Origin of the sequence: Streptomyces carpinensis (genome assembly GCF_002154505.1) — a bacterium.
In the GTDB taxonomy this organism is placed as follows: Bacteria; Actinomycetota; Actinomycetes; order Streptomycetales; family Streptomycetaceae; genus Streptomyces; species Streptomyces carpinensis.
In genome coordinates this window covers 1-6,000 of the sequence record NZ_MUBM01000220.1, presented here as the reverse complement: position 1 = coordinate 6,000, position 6,000 = coordinate 1, and the positions used below count along the sequence as shown (strand labels likewise).

Here is a 6,000-nt window from a genome sequence, read left to right as displayed (position 1 = left end):
GTGGGGGGGGGGGGGGGGGGAGGGGGGGGGGGGGGGGGGGGGGGGGGGGGGGGGGGGGGGGGGGGGGGGGGGGGGGGGGGGGAGGGGGGGGGGGGGGGGGGGGGGGCGGGGGGGGGGGGGGGGGGGGGGGGGGACGGGGGGGGGCGGGGGGGGGAGGGAGGGGGGGGGGGGGCGGGGGGGGGGGAGGTAGGGGTGGGCGCGGGGGGGGGGGGGGGGGGGGGGGGGGGGGGGTGGGGGCGGCCGCAGCGACACGTTCGCCATGCGCTGCACCGGCACACGGCCGGGGGAGTCCGCGTAGGCGCACCCGTTGGACCGTTCGAAGCCGGTCAGCTTCGCGATCCTGCGGTCCAGCTGGTAGCCGACCAGCGTGCCGTCCTTCACCAGGTCCCAGGACTGCGCCTCGACGCCCTCGTCGTCGTAGCCGACGGTCGCCAGGCCGTGCTCGGCGGTGCGGTCGCCGGTCACGTTCATCAGTTCCGAGCCGTACCGCAGCTTGCCCAGCTGGTCGAAGGTGGCGAAGGAGGTGCCGGCGTAGGCGGCCTCGTAGCCGAGGGCCCGGTCCAGCTCGGTGGCGTGCCCGATGGACTCGTGGATGGTCAGCCACAGGTTGGAGGGGTCCACGACCAGGTCGTAGACGCCCGCCTCGACGCTCGGCGCGCGCATCTTCTCGGCCAGCAGCTCGGGGATCTGTTCGAGCTCGCTCTCCCAGTCCCAGCCGGTCCCCGTGAGGTACTCCCAGCCGCGCCCCACGGGCGGGGCCAGCGTCCGCATCGAGTCGAACTCCCCGCTGGACTCGTCCACCGACACGGCCGTCAGCTGCGGATGCAGCCGGACCCGCTGCTGGGTGGTCACGGTGCCGGCGGTGTCGGCGTAGAACTTGTTCTCGTGCACGGTGAGCAGCGAGGCGTCGACGTGGTCAACGCCGTCGGCCGCCAGCAGCCGCCTGCTCCAGTCGGCGAGCAGCGCGGACTTCTCCTCGTCCGGCACGGAGAAGGGGTCGACCTCGTACGACGACACCCAGGTCCGCTCGGCGTGCACGGGCTCGTCGGCCAGCTCCACCTTCTCGTCGGACCCGGCCGCCTTGATCACCTGAGCGGACAGCTGCGCCATCGCCACGGCCTGCGAGGCCACCTTGGCCGCGGCGTCCAGCGTGAGATCCACCCCGGAGGCGAACCCCCAGGTACCGCCGTGCACGACCCGCACCGCGTACCCCAGGTCGGTGGTGTCCGACGACCCGGACGGCCGGGCGTCCCGCAGCCGCCAGGACGCGCTGCGCACCCGCTCGAAGCGGAAGTCCGCGTGCTCGGCGCCGAGCGCACGCGCGCGTGCCAGCGCGGCGTCGGCGAGGGGGCGCAGTGGAAGGGCCGTGAAGGCCTCGTCGATCGTATGTGGCACCGGGATCTCCCTGCTCTCGTCGCCTGTCGGACCGATCATGTCGCGCGCGCGGCGGCGCAGACCACACGTTTACGGGCCGAGTCCGCTGTTTTCTGTAGGGACTCGACAGTGCGACCCGCACGCCACTGTCGGTGCCCGATTGTCCGCCGTCGCGGCCGGACCGATAGGTTTTCGGGTGAAGCCGCCTGTCATCGAGGTGTTCGGGTGTGCTGTCGGAACGCTTGAGACCGCTACGAAAGGGTGATCCGTTGAGCCGCTCGGTTCTCGTCACCGGAGGCAACCGGGGCATCGGCCTCGCCATCGCCCGCGCGTTCGCCGACGCCGGCGACCAGGTCGCGATCACGTACCGCTCCGGGGAGCCGCCGGCCGGCTTCCTCGCGGTCAGGTGCGACATCACCGACCCCGAGCAGGTGGAGCAGGCCTACAAGGAGATCGAGGCCCAGCAGGGGCCGGTCGAGGTCCTCGTCGCCAACGCCGGCGTCACCAAGGACCAGCTCCTGATGCGCATGACCGAGGACGACTTCGCCTCGGTCCTCGACACCAACCTCACCGGCACCTTCCGTGTCGTGAAGCGCGCCAACCGCGGCATGCTGCGCGCCAAGAAGGGCCGGGTCGTCCTGATCTCCTCGGTCGTCGGTCTGCTCGGCTCGGCGGGGCAGGCGAACTACGCCGCCTCCAAGGCCGGTCTGGTCGGCTTCGCGCGCTCCCTCGCCCGTGAGCTGGGCTCGCGCAACATCACGTTCAACGTCGTCGCCCCCGGCTTCGTCGACACCGACATGACCCGGGCGCTGAGCGACGAGCAGCGCGAGGCCATCGTGGCGCAGGTGCCGCTGGGCCGGTACGCGCGGCCGGAGGAGATCGCCGCCGCGGTGCGGTTCCTCGCCTCGGACGACGCCTCGTACATCACTGGAGCCGTCATTCCCGTTGACGGCGGACTGGGAATGGGTCACTGATCACCATGAGTGGAATTCTCGAGGGCAAGCGCGTCCTGATCACCGGCGTGCTGACGGAGGCCTCCATCGCCTTCCACGCCGCGAAGCTGGCCCAGGAGCAGGGCGCCGAGGTCATCCTCACCGCGTTCCCCCGGCCCACGCTGACCGAGCGCATCGCCAAGAAGCTTCCCAAGCCCACCAAGGTCGTCGAGCTGGACGTCACCAACGACGAGCACCTCGCGCGCCTGGCCGACGTGGTCGGCGAGGAGCTGGGCGGCCTCGACGGCGTCGTGCACTCCATCGGCTTCGCGCCGCAGGACGCGCTCGGCGGCAACTTCCTCAACACGCCGTTCGAGTCGGTCGCCACGGCCATGCACGTCTCGGCGTTCTCCCTGAAGTCGCTGACCATGGCCTGCCTGCCTCTGATGCAGAACGGCGGCTCGGTCGTCGGCCTCACCTTCGACGCCTCCTTCGCCTGGCCGCAGTACGACTGGATGGGCCCGGCGAAGGCCGCCCTGGAGGCCACCAGCCGCTACATCGCGCGCGATCTGGGCAAGCAGAACATCCGCTGCAACCTGGTCTCCGCGGGCCCGCTCGGCTCCATGGCCGCCAAGTCCATCCCGGGCTTCAGCGAGCTGGCCTCCGTGTGGGACTCCCGCTCCCCGCTGGAGTGGGACCTGAAGGACCCCGAGCCGGCCGGCCGCGGCATCGTCGCCCTGCTGAGCGACTGGTTCCCGAAGACCACCGGCGAGATCGTCCACGTGGACGGCGGCCTGCACGCCATCGGCGCCTGACCCGCCGCTTGCGACGGCTCGTTCGCCCATGGGGCGCGCGAGCCGCGCACGACCGATCGAGGGCCCGCTCCCCGCGAGGGAGCGGGCCCTCGGCGTCACCCGGTCGGCGCATCCGGCCGGGCGGGGCGGACCCGTGGTCGCGCACCCTGGGAGTGCTCTCACCTCGCGTTCTCCCTCCCCAGCCCGGCCGAGGAGGTGGCCTGTGCGTCCGCCCCGCAGCGTGGCCTCGGCGACCCTGGCCGCAGGGATGGGACTCGTACTGCTCCTGCCGTACGACGCGACGGCGTACGCCCCGCGGCGCCACGCGCGCGTGCGGCACGGGGAGCCCACGGCGGCCGAACCGTTCGGCGCGACCTGCCGCAGCACCGTCTCGGGATCAGAGGTGACCGCCTACTGCAACAACCCCTACCCCGAGACGGACCGCGTCGCGCTGCACATCGAGTGCGCCCGGTGGTGGGACCTCGACGGCGACGGCGCCCCGGTGGACGTGGGGCCCGCGCAGACCCTCCGGGTGACCGGCCGCTGCTGGAAGGAGGTCCGCTCGGTGTGGATCAGTCACGCGCGCGCGGACTGAACCCGAGCCGGCCCGGACGGCACTGGAGCGGGTAGGCCGCCGCCTCGGCGGCGGCCGCCGCCGCGTCGCCCGCGCGGACGGCGTCGACCAGCCGTGTGTGGTCCATGTACGTGTCCGGGGTCAGCTCCGTGCCGACGTCGGCGCGCAGCCAGTCCCGCATCACCTCGCCCAGGTCCGCGTACATCGCGGTCATGACGTCGTTGTGGGAGGCCGCCACCACCGCCAGGTGGAAGGTCGCGTCGGCGGTCACGAACGCCTCCGTGTCGCCGGACTCCCAGGCCTCCCTGCGGCGCACGAGCAGCGCGTCGAGCTGCTTGAGGTCCTTCTCGCCGCGCCGCTCGGCGGCCAGCTTCGCCGCGGCCGACTCCAGCGCGGAGCGCAGCTCGGCGATGTGCCGAGGGTCGGCGTCGGCGAACCGGCGGTGCATCACGCCGGCCAGCTCGCTGGTCGCCACGACGTACGTGCCGGAGCCCTGGCGGATGTCCAGCAGGCCGTTGTGCGCGAGCGCGCGGACCGCCTCGCGCACGGTGTTGCGGGCGACACCGAGCTGGTCCACCAGCTCCGGCTCCGTCGGGATACGGGAGCCGACCGGCCACTCGCCCGAGGTGATCTGGTTCCGCAACGCGGCGATGACCTGCTCGGACAGTGCCGACCGGCGGGGATGGCTCAGGGGCATGGCACACCTTCGCACGCGGGACCCGGAAGCCGGGTCCGGGGCCGTGGACAGTCAATCATCCCATCATTCTATGATGGGTCTCATGCCAAGCGAGGAAACCACCGGGACGACGACGCCCACGACCGAGCCGCAGACCCCGGCCGCGACCGCCGCCCCCCGGAACTCCGGGGCGCCGCGGCAGCCCGGGGAAGCGTCCACGCGCGCGTGGACGACGCGCCTGGTCACGGTCGGCATCGTGCTGGCCGCCCTGAACCTGCGTCCCGCCATCACCAGCCTCGGCGCGCTCCTGGAGGAGGTCCGCGACGGGCTCGGGATGAGCGGCAGCGTGGCCGGGCTCCTCACCTCCGTGCCCCCGCTCTGCTTCGCCGTCTTCGGTGTCATGGCGCCCCGGCTGGCCCGCCGCTTCGGCCCCGCCGCGGTGGTGTGCGCGGGCATGGCCGCCATCGCCGCCGGCCTGCTGATCCGCCCGTACGCCGGGAACACGGCGGGCCTGCTCGGCGCCAGCGCGCTCGCGCTCATGGGCATCGCCGTCAGCAACGTCCTGATGCCGGTCATCGTCAAGCGCTGGTTCCCCGACCGGGTCGGATCCATGACCGGCCTGTACTCCATGGCCCTCGCCCTGGGCACCTCGAGCGCCGCCGCGGTGACCGTGCCGCTGACCGACGCCCTCGGCGGCAGCTGGCAGTCGGGGCTCGCCGTGTGGGCCGCGCTCGCGGCCGTGGCCGTGCTGCCGTGGCTGCCGCTGGTACGGGACCGGGGCACCGCGCCGACCGCCCAGGCACCGGCCGGGCAGCAGGCCGCACGGCGGGAGACGCCGCGCGGGGAGCAGGCGCCCGCGCTGCGGATGACCCGCAGCCGCACCGCCTGGGCGCTGGCCGTCTTCTTCGGCCTCCAGGCCACCGCCGCCTACATCACCATGGGCTGGATGGCCCAGATCTTCCGGGACGCGGGCGTGTCCGCCGGCACGGCCGGACTGCTGCTCGCCGTCACCATGGTGATGGGCGTCCCGCTGGCCTTCGTCATCCCCCGTGTGGCCGCCCGCCTGCCCCACCAGGGCCCCATCGTGCTCGTGCTCGGCGCCTGCGGCCTCGCCGGATACGCAGGCCTCTACCTCGCACCGGCCGGCGGAGCCTGGGCCTGGGCCGTGCTGCTCGGCGTGTCCAACTGCGCCTTCCCGCTGGCGCTCACCATGGTCGGCATGCGCGCCCGGACCGGTCCGGGCGTCGCCCAACTGTCGGCGTTCGCCCAGAGCACCGGCTACCTGATATCCATCCCCGGACCGCTGCTGGTCGGCGTGCTCTACCAGAGCAGCGGCGGCTGGGGCGTGCCCATCGCGCTCATGACCGGCCTGATGATCCCGCAGATGGTGGTGGGCTGGCTGGCGGGCCGCGACCGCACCGTGGAGGAGGAGGCGACGCGCTGAGCCGCCCCCGGCGCACCCGTCCGGGGGCCCGGGTGCGAGACTGGGCCCATGCAGCCTGTGCTCGACCCGAACCCGCAGAACAGCCACAAGAAGATGCTGCTGGTCTTCGGCGCGTTCTTCGCCATCTTCGTGATCATCGCCATCATCGCGACGATCGCGTCCCCCTGAGCCCCCCGGTCCCCCCTTCCTGCCCCTTATACACATCT

The 6,000-nt window shown here is 73.3% G+C and carries 7 protein-coding genes; 5 read left to right on the top strand and 2 right to left on the bottom strand.

Annotated features, from left to right (window positions below):
* The coding region (locus BZY54_RS28240; RefSeq protein WP_244217370.1) for a TldD/PmbA family protein at positions 1-1,395 on the bottom strand (1,395 nt) is incomplete at its 3' end.
* Positions 1,396-1,643: 248 nt separating this feature from the next.
* On the opposite strand from BZY54_RS28240, the gene fabG reads away from it, so the two are divergent.
* The 3 genes from fabG to BZY54_RS28225 all read left to right on the top strand — a co-directional run bounded on the left by fabG (position 1,644) and on the right by BZY54_RS28225 (position 3,695).
* Complete coding sequence (gene fabG, locus BZY54_RS28235) at positions 1,644-2,348, top strand: 3-oxoacyl-[acyl-carrier-protein] reductase (RefSeq protein WP_086728160.1); 705 nt, start codon at positions 1,644-1,646, stop codon at positions 2,346-2,348.
* 5 nt (positions 2,349-2,353) lie between these two features.
* A complete protein-coding gene (gene fabI / locus BZY54_RS28230; protein WP_086728159.1) occupies positions 2,354-3,121 on the top strand; it encodes an enoyl-ACP reductase FabI in 768 nt (255 codons plus the stop codon).
* A 202-nt stretch (positions 3,122-3,323) separates the two neighbouring features.
* On the top strand, positions 3,324-3,695 hold the full coding sequence (locus BZY54_RS28225) for a hypothetical protein (protein WP_086728158.1): 372 nt from the start codon (positions 3,324-3,326) through the stop codon (positions 3,693-3,695).
* On the opposite strand, the gene BZY54_RS28220 is transcribed toward BZY54_RS28225, so the two are convergent.
* The gene (locus BZY54_RS28220) at positions 3,673-4,371 is read right to left on the bottom strand and encodes a FadR/GntR family transcriptional regulator (protein WP_086728157.1); all 699 of its coding nucleotides are present in this window, start codon (positions 4,369-4,371) and stop codon (positions 3,673-3,675) included. The two genes, BZY54_RS28225 and BZY54_RS28220, sit on opposite strands and share 23 nt — an antisense overlap.
* An 82-nt stretch (positions 4,372-4,453) precedes the next feature.
* Between BZY54_RS28220 and BZY54_RS28215 the strand changes: the two genes are divergently transcribed.
* Both BZY54_RS28215 and BZY54_RS54820 read left to right on the top strand, forming a co-directional pair.
* A complete protein-coding gene (locus tag BZY54_RS28215; protein ID WP_425276324.1) occupies positions 4,454-5,794 on the top strand; it encodes a CynX/NimT family MFS transporter in 1,341 nt (446 codons plus the stop codon).
* A gap of 48 nt (positions 5,795-5,842) precedes the next feature.
* Complete coding sequence (locus BZY54_RS54820; RefSeq protein WP_086728155.1) at positions 5,843-5,962, top strand: SGM_5486 family transporter-associated protein; 120 nt, start codon at positions 5,843-5,845, stop codon at positions 5,960-5,962.
* The last annotated feature ends 38 nt before the right edge of the window (positions 5,963-6,000 follow it).